The organism is Streptacidiphilus jiangxiensis (assembly GCF_900109465.1).
Taxonomy (GTDB): domain Bacteria; phylum Actinomycetota; class Actinomycetes; order Streptomycetales; family Streptomycetaceae; genus Streptacidiphilus; species Streptacidiphilus jiangxiensis.
In genome coordinates, this window is record NZ_FOAZ01000001.1 from 510441 (window position 1) to 529595 (window position 19155).

Consider the following 19155-nt stretch of genomic DNA (forward strand, 5'->3'; position numbering starts at 1 on the left):
CGCGACGTGTGCACGCCCTCGGCGTAGCGGGTACGCCGGGTGCTGGGACCGACAAGCGGCAGGCTGAGGTGAAGATCTTCAATCGAGCACGGCAGAGGCCGTCCGCCAGCTGGCGGCAGACCACCGACCGCGCCTTCACGCTCATCGGGGACGGTCGCCTCGACGACGCCGGCGCATTGCTGGTGCGGGCGACGGACCTGGAGCCGTGGCTCTCGGACTCGTGGTTCAACCTGGCGTTGCTGCACAAGTTCCGCCGGGACTGGGACCAGGCGCGCGCGGCCGGGCTGCGCGCGGTCGCGCTGCTGGACCGCGGGAGCGGTGCGGGCGCGCCCGACTGGTGGAACCTCGGGATCGCGGCGACGGCGCTGCAGGACTGGGCGCTGGCCCGCCGCGCGTGGCAGGCCTACGGCCTGCGCGTTCCGGCCGGGGACGGCCCGGTGGCCCTGGACCTCGGCACCACGCCGGTCCGTCTCTCGCCGGAGGGCGAGTCCGAGGTGGTGTGGGGTCGAAGACTGGACCCGGCGAGAGTCGAGGTGCTGAGCATCCCGCTGCCGTCCTCCGGGCGGCGCTGGGGCGAGGTCGTGCTGCACGACGGTTCCGCGCACGGCGAGCGGGTCGCGGACGGGGTGCCGTATCCCGTCTTCGACGAGATCGAGCTGTGGGCGCCGTCACCCGTCCCGACGCATGTCGTGCTGCTGCAGGCGGCGACGGAGGGTGACCGGGACGGGCTGGAGCGGCTGGTCTCCGAGGCCGGGTACGCGGCGGAGGACTGGACATCGTCGGTGCGGCTGCTGTGCCGGGCGTGCAGTGAGAGCCGCATGGCGGCGGACGACGGACACAGCGGGGCGCACGACCCGCACGACGACGGTCCGCTCGGCCATCTGAGCCACCACGCGCAGGGGGAACTGTGGGTTCCCGAACGCGAGTGCGGCCTGGCCGCACCGACCGGGCTGGTCGGGGAGCTGCTGGACCGGTGGGTGATGGCGGCGCCGGGGCGCCGGGCGTACCGGGATCTGGAGGAAGTCTGCTGACGTGCCACGTACCCTTTGACGGAAGAGCTGAGCATCGTTGAAGGCGAGAGCATGTCGGAAGAGCAGTTGGAAGCGCCGCAGCAGGTGATCGGTGAGGAGCCGGACACCTCCCGTGGCACTGCGCGGCCCATCACCGTGGTCGGGAACCCGGTCCTGCACCACCCGTGCGCCACGGTGACCGAGTTCGGGCCGGAGCTGCACGCGCTGATCGACGACATGTTCGTCAGCATGTACGCCGCCGAGGGCGTGGGTCTGGCTGCGAACCAGATCGGCGTCGCGCAGCGGGTCTTCGTCTACGACTGCCCGGACGACGACAACGTGCGTCACATCGGCGTCGTGGTGAACCCGGTCCTGGACGACCTGGAGCCCTCGCAGCGGGTGCTGGACGACGGCAACGAGGGCTGCCTGTCCGTGCCGGGCGCGTACGCCGAGCTGGCCCGGCCGGACTTCGCGATCGTGCGCGGTCAGGACAGGGACGGCAAGGACGTCGTCGTCGAGGGCACGGGCTTCTTCGCCCGCTGCCTGCAGCACGAGACGGACCACCTGAACGGCTACCTCTACATCGACCGTCTCTCCAAGCGCGACCGCAAGGACGCGCTGCGGCAGATGGAGGAGAAGACGCCGCGGTACGAGGTCGTTCCGAACGAGTGAGTCCGCGTGAGTCGGCCAAGGGGCGCGTCCACCCGCACGGGTGAGCGCGCCCCTTCGGCGTTCCCAGGAGTTCCTGGATGTCCTAGAAGTCGTCGTCGAAGGAGACGGATCCCTCGACGGCGATCTGGTACGCGGAGACCCGGCGCTCGAAGAAGTTGGTCAGCTCCTGCACGTTCTGGAGCTCCATGAACGCGAACGGGTTCTCCGATCCGTAGCGGATCGGCAGGCCCAGGCGCGCCAGGCGCTGGTCGGCGACGCACTCCAGGTACTGGCGCATGGACTCGGTGTTCATGCCGGGCAGGCCCTCGCCGCACAGGTCGCGGGCGAACTGCAGCTCGGCTTCGACGGCCTCCTCCAGCATGGCGGTCACCCGCTTGCCGAGCTCCTCGTCGAACAGGTCGGGCTCCTCGGCCCGGACGGTGTCGACGACGTTGAAGGCGAAGTCCATGTGCATGGACTCGTCGCGGAAGACCCAGTTGGTGCCGGTGGCCAGGCCGTGCAGCAGGCCGCGCGAGCGGAACCAGTACACGTAGGCGAAGGCGCCGTAGAAGAACAGGCCCTCGATGCACGCCGCGAAGCAGATCAGGTTGAGCAGGAAGCGCCGGCGGTCCTCCTTGGACTCCAGTGCGTCGATCTTCTCGACACTGTCCATCCAGCGGAAGCAGAACTGGGCCTTCTCGCGGATGGAGGGGATGCTCTCCACCGCGTCGAACGCCGCCGCGCGGTCCTCCGGGTCGGGGAGGTAGGTGTCCAGCAGGGTCAGGTAGAACTGGACGTGCACGGCCTCCTCGAAGAGCTGGCGCGACAGGTACAGGCGCGCCTCCGGGGAGTTGATGTGCTTGTAGAGGGTCAGCACCAGGTTGTTGGAGACGATCGAGTCGCCGGTCGCGAAGAACGCGACCAGACGGCCGATCATGTGGCGCTCGCCCTCGCTGAGCTTGGCCAGGTCCGCGACGTCGGAGTGGAGGTCGACCTCCTCCACGGTCCAGGTGTTCTTGATGGCGTTGCGGTAGTGCTCGTAGAAGTCCGGGTACCGCATCGGACGGAGCGTCAGCTCGAAGCCCGGGTCCAGGATGTTCTTCTTGTTCTTGTTCTCGGCAGGGGTGCTCATTACTGGCAGGCCTCGCAGGACTCGGGGTTCTCCAGGGAGCAGGCGACGGCGTCCGCCTCCGCCACGACCTGGGTGGTGGCGGTGGTGGCCGCGCGGGCGATCCGGGTCGCCGGGCGCGAGCGCAGGTAGTACGTGGTCTTCAGGCCGACCTTCCAGGCGTACGCGTACATCGAGCTGAGCTTGCCGATGGTGGGCGCGGCCATGAAGAGGTTCAGCGACTGGCTCTGGTCCAGGTACGGCATACGGGCCGCGGCCAGGTCGATCAGCGCGCGCTGAGGGAGCTCCCAGGCGGTGCGGTAGAGGCGCTTGTACTCCTCCGGCAGGTCGGTGATCTCCTGGGCGGAGCCGTTGCCCTCGCGCAGCTCCTCACGGGTGATCGCGTTCCACAGGCCGAGCTGCTTCAGGTCGGCCACCAGGTACGGGTTGACCTGGAGGAACTCACCCGACAGCGTCTCGCGCTTGAAGAGGTTGGAGACCTGCGGCTCGATGCACTCGTAGACGCCGGCGATGGACGCGATGGTCGCGGTCGGGGCGACGGCGAGCAGCAGCGCGTTGCGCAGGCCGGTGGTGGCGATGCGAGCGCGCAGCGCGTCCCAGCGCTCCGGCCACTGCGTCGTCACCGAGAAGTGGTCGATGTGCAGCTGGCCGCGCGCGGCGCGGGTCTCCGCGTAGGCCTCGTGGCGGCCGAGCCGCTCGGCCAGGTCGCAGCTGGTCTCGTAGGCGGCCAGCATGATCCGCTCGGAGATCTTCGTCGAGAGCGCCTTGGCCTCGGCGGAGTCGAAGTCCAGGCGCAGCTTGAAGAAGACGTCCTGCAGGCCCATCATGCCCAGGCCCACCGGGCGCCAGCGGGAGTTGGACGTCCCGGCCTCGGGGGTCGGGTAGAAGTTGATGTCGATGACCCGGTCCAGGAAGGTCACCGCGGTGCGGACGGTCGCGTCCAGACGCTCCCAGTCGATCGAACCGTCCTCGCCCACGAACGCGCCGAGGTTGACCGAGCCGAGGTTGCAGACGGCCGTCTCGGAGTCGTCGGTGACCTCGAGGATCTCGGTGCACAGGTTGGAGGAGTGGACCGTGCGGCCGGGCAGCGCGGTCTGGTTGGCGGCGCGGTTGGAGGCGTCCTTGAAGGTCATCCAGCCGTTGCCGGTCTGCGCGAGGGTGCGCATCATCCGGGCGTAGAGCGTGCGGGCCGGGATGGTGCGGACGGCCTTGCCCGCCGCCTCCGCCTTCACGTAGGCGGCGTCGAACTCGGCGCCCCACAGGTCGACCAGCTCGGGCACGTCGCCGGGGGAGAAGAGCGACCACTCGGTGTCGGCGTCGACGCGACGCATGAACTCGTCCGGGATCCAGTGCGCCAGGTTTAGGTTGTGGGTGCGGCGCGCCTCCTCACCGGTGTTGTCGCGCAGCTCCAGGAACTCCTCGATGTCCCCGTGCCAGGTCTCCAGGTAGACGCAGGCCGCGCCCTTGCGGCGGCCGCCCTGGTTGACGGCGGCGACGGAGGCGTCGAGGGTGCGCAGGAACGGGACGATGCCGTTGGACTGGCCGTTGGTGCCGCGGATCAGCGAGCCGCGGGAGCGGACCCGCGAGTAGGACAGGCCGATGCCGCCGGCGTGCTTGGACAGGCGGGCGATCTGCGCGTAGCGGTTGTAGATCGAGTCCAGCTCGTCGAGCGGCGAGTCCAGCAGGTAGCAGGAGGACATCTGCGGGTGCCGGGTGCCGGAGTTGAACAGCGTCGGGGAGCTGGGCAGGTAGTCCAGGCGGCTCATCAGCCGGTACAGCTCGGCGACCTCGGCCACCGACGCGGCGTCGCCGCCGACCTCCAGGCCGCACGCCACGCGCAGCATGAACTGCTGCGGGGTCTCGATGACCTGACGGGTGATCGGGTGGCGCAGCAGGTAGCGGGAGTAGACGGTGCGCAGGCCGAAGTACTCGAAGCGGTCGTCGCCGTGCGGGTCGACGACGGCGTCGAGGGCGTCGGCGTGGGCGGCGACGAAGGCGGCGGTGGCGTCGCCGATCAGGCCCTCGCGGTGGCCGACGGCCACGGCGGCGGCGAAGCAGGTGGCGCCCTGGCCGGCGGCCTCCTCGCGGACCTCCTCGGCCAGCAGGCGCGCGGCGAGGCGCGAGTACTGCGGGTCCTCGGCGATGAGCGCGGCGGCGGCCTCCATGGCGAGGCCCCGCAGCTCGGCGTAGTCGGCCTTGGCGCTGCGGCCGCGCAGGGCGGCGGCGGCGACGCGGCCGGGGTCGACGGCGGGCAGGTCGACGGAGCGCTCGGTCAGCGTGACCAGCAGAGCGGTGCCGGGGGCGTCCCCTCCTCCCGCGTCGGATCCGTGGGCGGACTCCCGTGCGGGCTGGGGCAGGGTGGGGACGGCGGTGTCCGTCATGTACGCGCTCGCTCCTCGTTGGCGGCCGGTGGCTGAGGGTGGTGCTCGGGTGCTCAGTCGGACCGCGTGAGAAGGCAGGCGGAAGCAGGGCAGCGTGAAGCCAACCCGTCGGCCCACCCACGAGGCCCGGCGTTGCAGCGCCCGCGGCCGGGCAGGCCGGGGCGCGCTGTCGGCAGGTCCTCGGACTCGCGGCAGGCCGTCTGTTGCAGGCCGTGCCAGCCGCTCACCGTTGCGGGGCAGCCCCGGATTCGAACCGGGTTCCCCTGCGTCGACAGCGAGCATGAGCATACATCTAGGGGCGCGCGCGGCGTGCAGCACCAGATGTTGTGTCGTGGGTTACCTCGATCGAGTGGCCGTTCGACTACGCGGGTCCACCTGGGAGCCTCACGCAGGCGAGTCGTCCAGCTCCAGCGCGTAGGTGAAAAGGTCCACGCCGGGGATCGGGGACCAGTCGCGTTCGGGGGTGCGGACGAAGCCGAGGCGCTCGTAGATCCGGTGGGCGTAGGTCATCCGCTGCTGCGAGGACATGACGACGCGCGGCAGTTCCAGCTCCCGGGCGCGGGCGATGACGGCCCGCACCATCAGCTCGCCGACGCCGCGTCCGCGGGCCGCCGGATCCGGGGAGACGGCCAGCATCCGGAACTCGCCCTCGCGACCCTGGGCGAGGTCGGCGTAGGGCGAGCCGGGCGGCGCGAAGGTGACCGAGCCGAGCACCAGCCCGTTCGTCTCGTCGACGGCCACGAGCAACTCCGCCTTCTCGGCCCGGTCCCGGGGGTCGCGCAGCAGCTTGGCGTAGTCGCCGTCGCGCTCGGTGTGGCCGTCGCTGATGAAGGCTTCGGCGACGAGGTGGCCTGCGGCGTCGAATTCGGTGGGCCGGGCAGTGCGGACGACGATGCTCATACCCGCAGTGTGCCTGACGCCTCAGAGAACCCCGACCGGGGGTCGCCGGAAGGCGCGACGGAGGGTGACGTGCCATGGTCGTTGAGTGATGAACTTGCGACGCAACGGAGTCCTCCTCACGGTCGCCGCGATATGCGTGACCGGGACGATCGCCCTCCCCGCCGCGGCGGCGGCCTCCGGCCCGGTGCCCAGGCCCGCCTGCGCCGGAGCTTCCAGAACCAACCCGGTGGCGGTGACCCTGAGCGGCGTCCGCACGGCGTACAGGGCCGGAGGGTCGTGGTCGCAGCTGCGGATGACGCTGCACAACCGCACCCGCGCGGTCTGCGCGCAGCTCAGCCCGGTGCTCGTCTACGGTGCGCGCAACCGGACGCTCCGTGCCGGCGCGGTCGGGCTGGAGACGCGACTCGGCGGGCGTTGGCGGCCGGTGGCGCTGAATGCGGCGCTGGGCGAGCTGGCCGGTGCCGTCGGGCCAGCCGGCGGCCTGCGGCTGCAGCCGGGCGGGACGGTGACGCTCACCGTCCGGATGCGGCTGGCCCGCAGCGCCCCACGGGGTGAATGGCTGTCGCTGGCGGTCGCCTACGCGCCGTTGCAGAGCAAGGGGACGACGGTGTCCTGGCCGGTCGGGGTCACCGACCCGGCCTACTTCCGCGTCGTCGCGCACCGGAGCACATAGATTCCACAAAGCCGGCCCCTACCGTGCGGAGCGTCCCGACCGACCGGCACGGAGGGAATGCGATGCGACGCATCGGCAAGTTCGGCGTGTTCACAGCGGCGGCGGCGCTCACCGCCGCATGCACAGGGGGATCGACCTCGACCGCCTCCGGGGGTGCGGGCGGTGCGGGCGGCATCCACACGATCAAGCACGTCGTCGTGATCATGCAGGAGAACCGCTCCTTCGACTCCTACTTCGGCACCTACCCCGGCGCGGACGGGATCCCGGCCGGGGTCTGTGTACCCGATCCGGCACACGGCGGCTGTGTGAAGCCGTTTCACGACACCAACGACCGGAACACCGGCGGTCCGCACGGCGCCGTGAACGCGACCGCCGATGTGAACAGCGGCGCCATGAACGGGTTCGTCGGCCAGGCCGAGGGCGCGAGGAAGGCGTGTACCGACCCGAACAACCCGGCCTGCAGCACCGGCACGGCGACCAGCGACGTCATGGGGTACCACGACGGGTCCGACATCCCGAACTACTGGGCCTACGCCAAGAACTACGTGCTGCAGGACCACATGTTCGAGCCGAACGCGTCCTGGTCGCTGCCCGCGCATCTGTTCATGGTCTCGGAGTGGTCGGCGTACTGCACGCAGCACGACAACCCGTCCAGCTGCACCAACGCCCTGCAGAACCCCGGCCTGCCGCCGGACTTCAAGGCGGCGGGGCGCAGGAAGACCGCACAGCCGGCCGGGCCGCCGATCTACGCGTGGACCGACCTGACCTACCTCCTGCACAAGGACGCCGTCTCCTGGGGCTACTACGTGATGACCGGCTCCGAGCCGGACTGCGAGGACGCCACGGCGCTGACCTGCTCCCCGGTGAAGCAGAACGCGAAGACCCCCGGGATCTGGAATCCGCTGCCGTACTTCGACACCGTGAAGGCCGACCACCAGGAGGCGAACATCCAGTCCCTGGACGCCTTCACCAAGGCGGCGAAGGCGGGCACGCTCCCGGCGGTCTCGTGGATCTCCCCGGCCGGTCAGGTCAGCGAGCACCCGCCGGGCCTGGTCAGCGCGGGGGAGTCGTACACGACGAACCTGATCGACACGATCATGAAGGGCCCCGACTGGGACTCCACGGCGATCTTCCTCACCTGGGACGACTGGGGCGGGTTCTACGACCACGTGACCCCGCCGTCGGTGGACGCCAACGGCTACGGACTGCGGGTGCCGGGCCTGGTGATCAGCCCCTACGCGCGGCAGGGGTACGTCGACCACCAGACCCTCTCCTTCGACGCCTTCGACAAGTTCATCGAGGACGACTTCCTGCACGGCCAGCGCCTCGACCCGGCCACGGACGGCCGCCCGGACCCGCGCCCGGACGTGCGTGAGAGCGCCTCGCAGCTCGGCGATCTGAGCTCGGACTTCGACTTCACGCAGAAGCCCAGGCCGCCGCTGATCCTGCCCGTGAACCCGCCCACCGACCTGCACTGACGCCGGCCCCGAGGCTCCTCAGGCCAGGTGCGGCCGGATGTTCCAGCAGTCCAGCGTCAGAGCGCCCTTCGCGTCGCGGACCCAGCGGGTCACCGAGGTGTTGGCGACCGCGCCGCCGCGGGCGAGGTCGGTGAGTTCACCCTCCTGGAGGTCGTCGATGACGTGTCGCAGCAGCATCACCACCGCGTCGTGGGCGACGACCAGGACCCGGCGGTCGGGCTCCGCCTCGTACAGGTCGCGCAGGGCGCTGCGCACGCGCAGGGCGACGTCGGAGTAGGACTCGCCGCCGGGGGGCCGCCAGCGCAGCTCGCCCAGCAGGCGGCGACGTGCGGCCTCCTCGGGGTGGCGCAGTTCGATCGCGGCGGAGGTGAGCATCTCCAGCAGGCCGAGCTCCCGGTCGCGCAGTCGCTCGTCGGTGCAGAGCTCGGGCAGGGGCAGGCCCGCCCGGTCGAGCTCCTCGACGACGAGGGCGGCGGTCTCCTGGGTGCGCAGGTAGGGGGAGACCCAGAGGCTGTGCGGCAGGCCGTCGCCGCTGCGGGTGGCGAGCCAGCGGCCCAGCGCGCGGGCCTCCTCGCGGCCGAGCGAGGTCAGCGAGAGGTCGGCGTCGCGGCAGCTGATGCCCACGTCCAGGGCGCCCACGGCCTCGGCCTCGTGGAAGGCGGCGTTGGCCGTGCTCTGGCCGTGGCGGACGGCGGTCAGCGACAACGGGCCGGGCAGGGCGGGGAAGAGCCGCCGGGGCGCGGTGCGCAGGGCGCCCGCGTCGCGCTCGGTCGGTGCCTGGTCGGTCAGTGCCACGTCGCCCCCTGGGGAGATCGACTGACCCGCCGCGGAAGTGCGAACGGGCCGCCGTCCCAGTGTGCGGGAGCGGGCGGCCCGTTCTAAGGGCGCATCAGGTGGTGACGGGGGCGATCACTTCCGGACCGTGCTCCGGGTCGCCGCTGATCGGTGTTTCGTCCTCGACGTCGGCCGTGTAGTCGGCCGTGACCGTCTCGTCGACGCCCTCGGGGGACTTCACGGCCTTCAGGACCAGCGTGAGCACGACCGCGACGGCCAGGTTGAGCGCCAGCGCGGTGACGCCGATGTAGCCGATCTGGCCGATCACCGGGATGTTGGCGGCGCTGCCGCCGAAGTGCGAGCCGGGCTTGCCGGCGGCGGCGACTCCGTAGGCCTTCCAGGTGCCGTAGCTCATGCCGGCCGCCCAGCCGGCGAGCAGCGCCCAGCGGTGGAACCACCGCGTGAACAGACCGCCGACGATCGCCGGGAAGGTCTGCAGGATCCAGATGCCGCCCAGCAGCTGGAGGTTGATCGAGAACTGCTTGTCGATGCCGAGCACGAAGCCCAGCGCGCCGAGCTTGACCACCAGGGAGACCAGCTTGGCCACCTTGGTCTCCTGCGCCGGAGTGGCGTCCGGCTTCAGCAGGTCCTTGTAGATGTTGCGGGTGAACAGGTTGGCTGCCGCGATCGACATGATCGCCGCGGGCACCAGGGCGCCGATGCCGATGGCGGCGAAGGCGACGCCCGCGAACCAGCTCGGGAACATCTGCTGGAAGAGCTGCGGGATGGCCAGCTGGGAGTTGTAGCCCTTGACGCCCTTGCCGACCCCGGCCGAGATCGCCATGAAACCCAGCAGGGAGAGCAGGCCCAGCATCAGCGAGTAGGCCGGCATGACCGCGAGGTTGCGCCGCACGGTGAGCCGGTTCTTGGCGGCCATCACGCCGGTGGCCGAGTGCGGGTACATGAAGAGCGCCATCGCCGAGCCGAGGGCGAGCGTGGCGTACGACCACTGGGCCTGCGGGCCCGGGATCATCGAGCCGCGCGGCTTGCCCGTGGCGGGGTTGGTCCTGGCCATGGCGGTGGCCGCGTCGTGGAAGATGTGGCCGTAGCCGCCCAGCCGGATCGGGATGTAGATGATCGCGACCAGGACGACGACGTAGACCAGGGTGTCCTTGACGAAGGCGATCAGGGCGGGGGCGCGCAGGCCGGAGCTGTAGGTGTAGGCCGCGAGCACCGCGAAGGCGATGAGCAGCGGCAGGTCCTTGCCGAAGCTGCTGCCGCCGCCGACGTGGAGGGTGTCCAGCACCGCCTGGATGCCCACGAGTTGCAGGGCGATGTAGGGCATGGTCGCGAGGATGCCGGTCAGCGCCACGGCCACCGCGACGCTCTTGCTGCCGTAGCGGCCGCGGGCGAAGTCGGCGAGGGTGACGTAGCCCTTGCTGCGGGCCACGGACCAGAGCCTGGGCAGGAAGAGGAAGACCAGCGGCCAGGCGATGATCGTGTAGGGCACGGCGTAGAAGCCCTGGGCGCCCACGCCGTAGATCAGCGCCGGGACGGCGATGAAGGTGTAGGCCGTGTAGAGGTCACCGCCGAGCAGGAACCAGCTGATCACGGTGCCGAAGGAGCGGCCGCCGAGGCCCCATTCGTCCAGGTGCTCGGCGTTGTCGGGCCTGCGCCACCGGGCGGCGACGAAGCCGATCACGGTGACCAGGAGGAAGAAGAGGATGAAGACGGAGAGCGCCGTCCAGTCGGTCTTCACGCCTGATCACCCCCACGGGCGACGCGCAGTGCCTTGCGCTGCTTCTCCTCGCGGGTGAACAGGACGTAGGCGCCGCCGGTCATCAGCGCCGACAGGACCACCCACAGGAGCTGGTACCAGTAGAAGAACGGGATCCCGACGAAGGCCGGGGTCGGCGTGGAATACGAGCCGACCCAGAGCAACGCGACGAAAGGTGCGGCCAGGAGCACCGCGCAGATCACGCGCACGGGCGTGACCAGCGGAAGCTTGGCCTCCGGAAGTTCGGACATGAACGACGGCTCCCCCATGAGTCGTTGACGGTTTGTTGATCAACAGATATCTGGGGAGGTTAGACCTTTGCCGCGCTCACGTCATCGTCTCGAACCGAACTTGTCGGGTCCCGGTCGCCTCCGTCACCAGTGACCGCTCCAGCTCGGTCAGTCCGCGCTCGATGTCGGCCCGCGAGAAGAACCCGGTGTCGGCCGTCACCGAGAACTCCAGCGTGCCGGTGGTGGAGGTGCTCACGTGGACGCAGAACCGGCAGTTGAGCTTGGACTGGCGAAGCGGCCAGCTCAGCTCGGTCGCGGCCAGCGCCGCCTCGATCTCGGCCGGCGCGTACGAGGAGGGGCCGGGGTCCGCGAAGCGCATGTCGTTGAAGCAGGCGAGCGGTTGGACCCAGCTGCCCTCGGCGCGGTCGCGCGGGTCGTGGAAGGCGCTGCGGTAGGCCCGCATCGCTGCCGCGTCCGCGCCGCGCAGCAACTGCGGCAGGGGGCGGTCGACCCCGTCGAGCGAGAAGACACCTTCCTGGGAAAGGGTGCTGACGAGCCGGGAGACGTCGGGACGGAAGCGGTTGTTGACGATGGGCAGCACGGTGCAGCGGTCCTGGTCGGTGGCGCGCGCCACCAGCACCGCCGTCGCCGCCAGCAGCACCGTCGAGGTGGACGTCCGGTGCGCGGCGGCCAGGGCGCGGGAGGCGAGGTCCAGGGCCGGTGAGGCGAGTCGGGCGCGCCAGATCGGAGGGTCCTCCGCGGCGCCGACGGCCCGCTCGAACATCACGCCGTGGGGGACCGCCTCCCACAGCTCGGCGGCGCGGCGGGCGACCCGGCGGCCCTCGGCGGACTCCTGCCAGGCCGCCAGGTCCAGCGGGCGGGGAGGGGCCGGCCGGGCGAGCCGGCCTCCACGCAGCAGCAGCATGCGCAGGTCCCGCACGGCGATCTCGGAGCCGAGTCCGTCCGCCGCCAGGTGGCAGAAGCCCAGGACCACATGGGTGACCCGGTCGCCCGACCGCACCAGTGCCACCCGCACCGGCCACTGCGACTCGTAGTCGAAGCGTTCGGCGTTCAACCGCTCCAGCACCGACTCCGGGTTCTCCTCGGTGACCAGGACCGGCAGGGTGCCCGCGGCCTCAAGCCGTTGGCGCGGCTCCGGGCCCGACAGGTCGAGGCGGGTGCGCAGCGCGCCGTGCAGCGCGGTCAGGCCGGCGACGGCCTCCAGCACCTCGGCCACCGTGCGCCGGCCCGGCACCGGCAGGACGCGGCCGAAGTTGAAGTAGTGGTCGTCGGGCACCGTTTTGCGGACCGCGTCCCAGATGGCCCGCTGGCCCCAGGTCAGCCCACCGGTGCCGGAGTCGGCCGCGGCGAAGGCGACGGACTCGACCACGCCGTCCGGCGCGGTGTGCGCGGCCTGCGTGACCGGGTTCCGGGCCGGGGCCGGCGCGGCGTGGGTGGCCGGGCTCCCGGCAGGGTCGGGCGCCGCGGCCTGCGCTGCCGTGCTCATCGGGCCGTCAGGTGCGCGGCGAGCGCGTCGAGGTCGTCGGTGAGGGCCCAGCCCGACTCGTCGAGGGTGATCTCGACGCCGAACTCGGCCTCGACGGCGTCGAGCAGGCGCATCCGCGCGAGCGAGGTGAGGCCCCGCTCGGACAGGGTGGCGTCGCCCTCCAGCAGGTCGCCGACCGCGAGTGCGCCGTCCGAGCAGCCCTCGACCAGCTCGGCGATCCGCTGCTTCACCGCCTGTGTCGTGCTCCGGGTCATGACCCGTCCCCTTCCGTCCGTTCCGTCTCCTGGGCCAGCAGCTGCGCCGCCTCGGCCTCGGTGAGCCGGCCGATCTCGGCCAGCAGCAGGTCCTCCAGTGCGGCCGCGACGCCGGCCACCGTGGTCGCGTCGAAGAGCGCGCGCACCGGCAGTTCGATGTCGGTGGCCTCGCGCAGCCGGGCGATCACCTTGACGGCGAGCAGCGAGTGGCCGCCGAGGGCGAAGAAGTCGTCCGACGCGCCCACCTCGGCGAGGCCCAGCACCTCCGCGAAGACCTCCGCCACCAGTGCCTCGGCGTCGGTGCGCGGCGCCACCACCTCCCGGGCCAGGGAGGGTTCGGGCAGCGCGGCACGGTCCAGCTTGCCGTTGGGTGTGAGCGGCAGCGCGTCCAGCGGCACCCAGAGCGTGGGCACCAGGTGGGCGGGCAGCAGCGTCCGCAGCTCGGCGGCGACCGGTTCCGGGTCGCCGACGACGTAGCCGACGAGCGTGTCGCCGAGGACGGCGACGGCGCCGCGGCCGCCGAGGGCGGCCTCGATCTCGCCGAGCTCGATCCGGAAGCCGCGCAGCTTGACCTGGTCGTCGCGGCGTCCGAGGAACTCCAGCTGCCCGTCGGCCCGCAGCCGGGCCAGGTCGCCGCTGCGGTACCAGCGTTCGCCGGCCACGACCGGGAACCGTTCGGCGGTGGTCCCGGGGCGGTCGAGGTAGCCCTCGGCGAGTCCGGTCCCGCCGATCCACAGCTCGCCGGGCGAGCCCGGCGGCACGTCCTCGCCGTGGCGACCGCGCAGCGCGATCCGGGTGCCGGCGAGAGGGGTGCCGATCGGCGGCCGTGCGCCGTCGTCGGGCGCGGACGCGGGGCCGACGAGCTCGGCGGCGGTGGCGATGACGGTGGCCTCCGTCGGGCCGTAGGTGTTGACCACCCGGACCCGCTCACCGAAGCGGGACCGCCAGCGGTCGACCGCGGCCCGGTGAACCTGCTCACCGCCCAGGATCACCAGTCGCAACGTGTCGGGCCAGACGACCCGGTCGATCTCGTCCACCAGGTGGTGCCAGTAGGCGGTGGGCAGGTCCAGGACGGTGACGCCGTCGAGGTGGTCGGTCAGGGTGACCGGCCCGTCCGGCAGCAGCTCCAGCCGGGCGCCGCTCGCCAGCGCCGGGAAGATCTCCTCGGCGTGGGTGTCGAAGCTCAGCGAGGCGAACTGCACCACCCGGTCCTGCGGGCCCAGTCCGTACGCCTCGCGCATCCAGGCCACCCGGGCGGCCAGGGCCTCCTGGCCGACCAGCACGCCCTTGGGCACGCCGGTGGATCCGGAGGTGTAGATGACATAGGCGCCGCCGTCGTGACGGCGGGAGCCCTCGGCCGCGACGGGGCCCTGCGCGGTCAGCACCACACATGCGCCGCTGTCCTGCGTCATGAAGTCCAACCGCTGCTCGGGGTAGGCCGGATCGAGCGGCAGGTAGGCGCTGCCGGCGCGCCAGCAGGCGAGCAGGGCGGCGATCGTCTCGCAGCTGCGGCCGAGCCGCACCCCGACCACGCCGCCCGCCGGCAGCTCGGCGGCCAGCTCCTCGGCGCGGGCGTCGAGCCGGGCGTAGGTCCACCGTTCGTCCCCGCACGCCACGGCGACGGCGTCGGGGCGCTCCCGCACCTGCGCCGCGAACAGGTCCAGCACGCGGGGCGCCGGGCCGGACGGCGGCCCGGACAGCACCGCGCTCTCGTCCGCGGCGAGCAGCGGCAGGGCCGACAGCGGACGCTCCACCTGTCCGGGCAGGGCGCGCAGCAGGCGGGCGAACCGGGCGGCCAGCCGCTCCATCGTCTCCCGCTCGAACAGCCCGGCGTCGTAGACGAGGGTGGGCAGCAGCTCCCGCTCGTCCTGCCAGACCTCCAGCATCAGTTCGAACTTGGCCTGCTGGAAGCCGTGTTCGAAGTCCTCGGCGGTCAGGCCGGCGAAGCCGTCCGTGGCGCGCGCGGAGCCCTGGTTGTGCAGGATGGCCATGGTCTGGAAGAGCGGCGTACGGGCCAGGTCCCGGCCGGTGCGCAGCTGGGCGACCAACTCCTCGAACGGGACGCCCTGGTGGGCGAAGGCGCCGAGTACGTCGGCGCGGGTGCGGTCCAGCAGTTCCGCCGCGGTCGGGTCGCCGGCCAGCTCCCCGCGCAGGACCAGGACGTCGGTGAGGTAGCCGATGACCGGCTCCAGCTCCAACCGGTCCCGGCCGGCGGTGGCCGTGCCGACCAGGATGTCCTCGGCCCCGGTGTGCCGGGCCAGCAGCACCTGGTAGGCGGCGAGCAGCACCATGAACACGGTGCAGCCGCGCTCCTGGCCGAGCCGGCGCAGCGCCTCGGCGTCGGCGCGGTCCAGCGGTACCTCGACGAGCGCGCCGCGTCGGCGCGGTACGGCGGCCCGCGGGTGGTCGACGGGCAGGTCCAGCTGGGTGGGCGCGGAGAGCCGGTCCTGCCAGTAGGCGAGGTCCGCGCTCTGGTCGCGCTCCCGCTGCCAGCGCGCGATGTCGCCGAACTGGAGCGGCAGGGAGGCGAGTTCCCGTCCGGAGTAGCGGGCGGCGAGCTCGTCGTGGAGCAGGTTCAACGACCAGCCGTCGCCGTTGATGTGGTGCAGGACCAGGCACAGCACGTGGTCCTGGTCGCCCAGGCGGATCAGGCTCGCTCGCAGGGGCGGAGCGGTGCCGAGGTCGAACGGCGCGTTGGTGCGGGCGGCGACCAGCAGCTCGGCCGCGGCCGTGTCGGCCGCGTCGAGACGTTCCAGCGGCACCGGCCGGGGCGGTTCGACGACGGCGACCGGGGCGCCGTCGCGCTCCGGGTAGCGGGTGCGCAGGGACTCGTGGCGGGCCGACACCTCGTCCAGCGCGGTCTGGAGCGCCTGTTCGTCGAGGGGGCCGCGCAGGCGGCGGACGAGCCACATGTTGTAGGCGGCGTCGTCCGGGTCCAGGCGGTGCAGGAACCAGAGCCGCTCCTGACTCGCGGAGAGCGGCGGTGCCGTTCCCTCCGGCCGCGGGCGCGGCTCGGTTCCAGGGTCGGCCCCGTTGCCGGCTCCGGTGGCGGAGCGGTCCAGCCGGGCGGCGAGCGCCGCGACGGTCGGGCTGCCGAAGAGCTCGCCGACGGGAACGGGCGCGCCGGTCAGCGCGGTCAGCCGGGCCGCGACCATGGCCGCGCGCAGCGAGTGGCCGCCGAGCGCGAAGAAGTCGTCGTCCGCCCGGACCTGGGCGGCCTGCTCGACGCTCAGTTCCAGCACCTCGGCGAAGACGTCGGCCACCAACCGCTCCCGCGCGCCGCGCGGGGTGCGCCCACCGGCCGGGCGCGGGGCGACGGCGTCGGGGTAGGGGAGGGCCTTGCGGTCGACCTTGCCGTTCGGCGTCAACGGCAGGGCGGGGAGCGCGACCCAGGCGGCGGGAACCAGGGCGGCGGGCAGCCGCGTGACGAGGTACGCGTGCAGCGCCTCGCCGTCCGGCGGGCCGACCGGGTCGGCCGACGGGTGGGAGTCGGCGGGCTGGTCGGACGCGGCGGGCTGGTCGGACCCGGCGGGTCGGCCGGATCCGGCGGACCCGCGGGACCCGGCGGGCTGGTCGGACTCGGTGGACAGGCAGGGCTCGGCGGGCACGTAGAAGGCGACCAGTCGCTCGTCCTTGACGCCCACCACGGCCTGGCGGACCGCGGGATGGGTCTCCAGCGCGGCGCCGATCTCGCCCAGTTCGATGCGGTGGCCGCGCAGCTTGACCTGGTTGTCGGTGCGGCCGAAGAACTCCAGCGTGCCGTCGCCGAGCCGGCGCACCACGTCGCCGGTGCGGTAGACGCGTTCGCCCGCGCGGTCGACGAAGCGCTCGGCGGTGAGCTCGGGGCGGCCCAGGTAGCCGTCGGCGACGCCCGCGCCGCCGATCAGCAGCTCTCCGGGGACGCCGATCGGCACCTGCGCGCCGCGCTCGTCGACGACGTGGACGGTGGTGTTGGCGATCGGCCGCCCGATGGAGACGCGCTCCGGATCCTCGGGGATCTCCCACGCGGTGGACCAGATCGTGGTCTCCGTCGGCCCGTACACGTTGACCAGCCGGTCCACCCGGGCGCGCAGTTCGCGGGCCAGGCGCAGCGGCAGCGGCTCACCGCCGGTCAGCGCGGTCACCCGGGGCAGGTCCCCGGTGAGCGCCACCCGCCAGCCGGAGGGCGTGGCCTGGACGTGGGTGACCGCCTCGAACCGGACCAGCCGGGCCAGTTCGGCTCCGTCGAGGGCGGCCGGGCGTCCGGCGACGACGACGCGGCCGCCGGTGACCAGCGGCAGGTAGAGCTCCAGGGCGGAGATGTCGAACGAGAGCGAGGTGAGCGCGAGCCAGCGGTCCTCGGCCGTGGAGCCGACCAGCGCGCGCAGCGCCAGCAGGAAGTTGGTGAGTGCCCGGTGGCCGACGACCACGCCCTTGGGGTTGCCGGTGGAACCGGAGGTGTAGAGGACGTAGGCGGGCTGCTCGGGAGTGGGCCGGGGCAGCTCGGTGGCCGGCCGGCGGCGGCCGGGGGTGAGCACGTGGTCCAGGTCGGCGTCGTCCAGGGTGAGGGCGGCGCCGCTGTCGGCGATCACGTAGTCGACGCGGGCCTGCGGGTAGTCGGGGTCGACGGGCAGGTACGCGGCCCCGGTGCAGAGCGTGCCGAGCAGGGCGACCAGCATCTCCGCGCGGCGCGAGGAGCGTACCGCGACGACCGAGCCGGGGCCGATGCCGCGCGCCGCCAGTTCGGCGGCGAGACCGGCGGCGGCCTCGGTCAGCTCGCGGTAGCCGATCTCCCGTCGGCCGTGGCGCGGGTCGTTGGCGCAGACGACGGCCACGGCGTCGGGTGTCTCCCGGGCCTGGGCGAGCAACAGGTCGACCAGGGTCAGCGGGGGCAGTTCGGCGTCGGTCGCGTTCCAGGCGTCCAGCTGCGCCCGCTCCTCGTCGGGCAGCAGGGCGAGCCGGCTGACGGGCCGGGACGGGTCGGTCAGGAGGTCGGCGAGCAGGCACAGGAAGCGGTCGGCGAGCCGGCGCGCGGTGTCCTTGTCGAAGAGGTCGGTGCTGTGGAGGAGGACACCGAGCAGCCGGTCGGCGCCGTCGTCCGCGCCGGGCTCCTCGTAGAGGTCGAGGGACAGGTCGCAGCGGGCCGGGTGCCAGCCGAGCGGGAACGGCTCCGCGTCGAGACCGGGCACTGGCCGGTCCACGTCGCCGTGCGTGTGCAGGGCGAACATCGCCTGGTAGAGGGGGGTGCGGCTGAGGTCCCGGTCGATGCCGAGCCGGGAGACCAACTGCTCGAACGGTGCGTCGGGGTGGGTGAGCGCGGAGAGCACCTGGGTGCGGGTCGCCTTCAGCAGGTCGGTGAAGGCGGGGTCGGCGGTGAGGTCGCAGCGCAGCACCATCGTCGTCGACAGGAAGCCGACGACGCCCTCCAGTTCGGGGCGGTCCCGTCCGGCGGCGGGAGTGCCGACGCAGAAGTCCTGGCCGCCGCCGTGGCGGGAGAGCAGCACCTGGTAGGCGGCCAGCAGCACCATGTACGGGGTGGTGCGGGTGTTCCGGGCCAGCTCGCGCACGCCGGCGAGCAGCGGGGCGGGGATCGGGAAGCGCACCTCGTCGCCCGCGGAGGTGCGCCGGGCGGGGCGGGGGCGGTCGGTCGGCAGCTCGAGCGGTGGAGCGCCGGCCAGCCGCCCGACCCACCAGTCCAGGTCCGCACCGGTTCCCGTGGCGGCAGCGGCGGCGGCCGCCACCGCGGAGTACTGGAGCGGCGGCTCGCCCGGCTCGTCGCCCGCGTACGCGGCGGCAACCTCGGCGCGCAGCACGTTGAAGGACCACCCGTCGCCGTTGATGTGGTGCAGCACCACGCACAGCACGTGGTCGTCCTCGGCCAGCCGGACCACGGTGACCTGGAACGGGGCTGCCGCGGCCAGGTCGAACCGGGTGTTGGTGCGGGTCGCCACGAGCTGCTCGGCCTGCTGCGCCGACGCGGCCGTCAGCAGGTCCACCACGACGGGGGCGGGCTCGTCGACGACGGCGCGCGGTTCGCCCGAGGGGGTGGTCACGAAGCGGGTGCGCAGGGCGTCGTGACGGGCCGCCACCTGGGTGAAGGCCGCCGCGAGCCGCTCCAGGTCGAGGGGGCCGCGCAGTCGGTAGGCGTAGGCGGTGTTGTGGGACGGGTCGGTGGGGTCGAACTGGTGCAGGAACCACAGACGTTGTTGGCCGGGCGAAAGCGGACCGGTCTTCACGAATCCCCCGTGATCGGCGAGCGCAGACGTGCAATTGACGAGCAAATGACGAGCATTGACGAGCCCTGGGGAGGATGGCAGACTGACGCGCGCCCAGTCAATGGTCTATACCAAGTCGCCGAGAGCCCAGCGTCGGGCTTTGCGTGCCTTCGTCAATTCCGTTTATTTACAGTGCA

Annotated in this window: 13 protein-coding genes and 1 riboswitch; of the genes, 4 read left to right on the forward strand and 9 right to left on the reverse strand. The window is 72.4% G+C overall.

Annotated elements, in window-relative coordinates; all coding sequences use genetic code 11:
- The first annotated feature begins 68 nt into the window (after positions 1-68).
- Together BMY61_RS02285 and def are read left to right on the forward strand one after the other, a co-directional pair.
- The gene (locus tag BMY61_RS02285; RefSeq protein ID WP_042456148.1) at positions 69-1031 is read left to right on the forward strand and encodes a tetratricopeptide repeat protein; all 963 of its coding nucleotides are present in this window, start codon (positions 69-71) and stop codon (positions 1029-1031) included.
- A 51-nt stretch (positions 1032-1082) separates the two neighbouring features.
- Entirely contained in the window at positions 1083-1682 is a 600-nt protein-coding gene (def, locus tag BMY61_RS02290; RefSeq protein ID WP_042456145.1) for a peptide deformylase, read from the forward strand.
- Between the two features lie 82 nt (positions 1683-1764).
- On the opposite strand, the gene BMY61_RS02295 is transcribed toward def, so the two are convergent.
- The 3 genes from BMY61_RS02295 to BMY61_RS02305 all read right to left on the reverse strand — a co-directional run bounded on the left by BMY61_RS02295 (position 1765) and on the right by BMY61_RS02305 (position 6071).
- The gene (locus BMY61_RS02295) at positions 1765-2793 is read right to left on the reverse strand and encodes a ribonucleotide-diphosphate reductase subunit beta (RefSeq protein WP_042456143.1); all 1029 of its coding nucleotides are present in this window, start codon (positions 2791-2793) and stop codon (positions 1765-1767) included.
- Positions 2793-5171, reverse strand: coding sequence for a ribonucleoside-diphosphate reductase subunit alpha (locus BMY61_RS02300; protein ID WP_042456142.1), 2379 nt, complete (start codon positions 5169-5171; stop codon positions 2793-2795). Before BMY61_RS02300 ends, BMY61_RS02295 begins: the two co-directional genes overlap by 1 nt.
- Before the next feature lie 154 nt (positions 5172-5325).
- Positions 5326-5459, reverse strand: a riboswitch (cobalamin riboswitch).
- Positions 5460-5555: 96 nt separating this feature from the next.
- Positions 5556-6071: a GNAT family N-acetyltransferase gene (locus tag BMY61_RS02305; RefSeq protein ID WP_042456141.1), complete on the reverse strand. Its 516-nt coding sequence runs from the start codon at positions 6069-6071 to the stop codon at positions 5556-5558.
- A gap of 136 nt (positions 6072-6207) precedes the next feature.
- Between BMY61_RS02305 and BMY61_RS02310 the strand changes: the two genes are divergently transcribed.
- Both BMY61_RS02310 and BMY61_RS02315 read left to right on the forward strand, forming a co-directional pair.
- The gene (locus BMY61_RS02310; RefSeq protein ID WP_143094125.1) at positions 6208-6744 is read left to right on the forward strand and encodes a hypothetical protein; all 537 of its coding nucleotides are present in this window, start codon (positions 6208-6210) and stop codon (positions 6742-6744) included.
- Between the two features lie 62 nt (positions 6745-6806).
- Positions 6807-8222, forward strand: a complete 1416-nt coding sequence (locus BMY61_RS02315; protein ID WP_052439263.1) for an alkaline phosphatase family protein — start codon at positions 6807-6809, stop codon at positions 8220-8222.
- Between the two features lie 18 nt (positions 8223-8240).
- Here the strand turns inward: BMY61_RS02315 and BMY61_RS02320 are convergent, their stop codons facing one another.
- The 6 genes from BMY61_RS02320 to BMY61_RS02345 form a co-directional block, all read right to left on the reverse strand.
- Entirely contained in the window at positions 8241-9017 is a 777-nt protein-coding gene (locus BMY61_RS02320) for a histidine phosphatase family protein (protein ID WP_161791332.1), read from the reverse strand.
- 94 nt (positions 9018-9111) lie between these two features.
- Complete coding sequence (gene mctP, locus BMY61_RS02325; RefSeq protein WP_042456136.1) at positions 9112-10755, reverse strand: monocarboxylate uptake permease MctP; 1644 nt, start codon at positions 10753-10755, stop codon at positions 9112-9114.
- Positions 10752-11024 (reverse strand): DUF3311 domain-containing protein, encoded by a 273-nt coding sequence (locus tag BMY61_RS02330; RefSeq protein WP_042456134.1) that lies wholly within the window; start codon positions 11022-11024, stop codon positions 10752-10754. The genes mctP and BMY61_RS02330 overlap by 4 nt, the downstream gene beginning before the upstream one ends.
- Positions 11025-11100: 76 nt before the next feature.
- Positions 11101-12510, reverse strand: coding sequence for a condensation domain-containing protein (locus BMY61_RS02335; RefSeq protein WP_052439262.1), 1410 nt, complete (start codon positions 12508-12510; stop codon positions 11101-11103).
- On the reverse strand, positions 12507-12764 hold the full coding sequence (locus tag BMY61_RS02340) for an acyl carrier protein (RefSeq protein WP_042456132.1): 258 nt from the start codon (positions 12762-12764) through the stop codon (positions 12507-12509). The genes BMY61_RS02335 and BMY61_RS02340 overlap by 4 nt, the downstream gene beginning before the upstream one ends.
- Positions 12761-18979: a non-ribosomal peptide synthetase gene (locus BMY61_RS02345; protein WP_052439261.1), complete on the reverse strand. Its 6219-nt coding sequence runs from the start codon at positions 18977-18979 to the stop codon at positions 12761-12763. The genes BMY61_RS02340 and BMY61_RS02345 overlap by 4 nt, the downstream gene beginning before the upstream one ends.
- Positions 18980-19155 lie beyond the last annotated feature (176 nt).

What these genes read in the sequence shown, in the direction of transcription:
- def (WP_042456145.1), top strand. Translation starts at nt 1,083, where the DNA reads ATGTCGGAAGAGCAGTTGGAAGCGCCGCAGCAGGTGATCGGTGAGGAG.
- BMY61_RS02295 (WP_042456143.1), bottom strand. Translation starts at nt 2,793, where the DNA reads ATGAGCACCCCTGCCGAGAACAAGAACAAGAAGAACATCCTGGACCCG.
- BMY61_RS02300 (WP_042456142.1), bottom strand. Translation starts at nt 5,171, where the DNA reads ATGACGGACACCGCCGTCCCCACCCTGCCCCAGCCCGCACGGGAGTCC.
- BMY61_RS02305 (WP_042456141.1), bottom strand. Translation starts at nt 6,071, where the DNA reads ATGAGCATCGTCGTCCGCACTGCCCGGCCCACCGAATTCGACGCCGCA.
- BMY61_RS02315 (WP_052439263.1), top strand. Translation starts at nt 6,807, where the DNA reads ATGCGACGCATCGGCAAGTTCGGCGTGTTCACAGCGGCGGCGGCGCTC.
- BMY61_RS02330 (WP_042456134.1), bottom strand. Translation starts at nt 11,024, where the DNA reads ATGTCCGAACTTCCGGAGGCCAAGCTTCCGCTGGTCACGCCCGTGCGC.
- BMY61_RS02335 (WP_052439262.1), bottom strand. Translation starts at nt 12,510, where the DNA reads ATGAGCACGGCAGCGCAGGCCGCGGCGCCCGACCCTGCCGGGAGCCCG.
- BMY61_RS02340 (WP_042456132.1), bottom strand. Translation starts at nt 12,764, where the DNA reads ATGACCCGGAGCACGACACAGGCGGTGAAGCAGCGGATCGCCGAGCTG.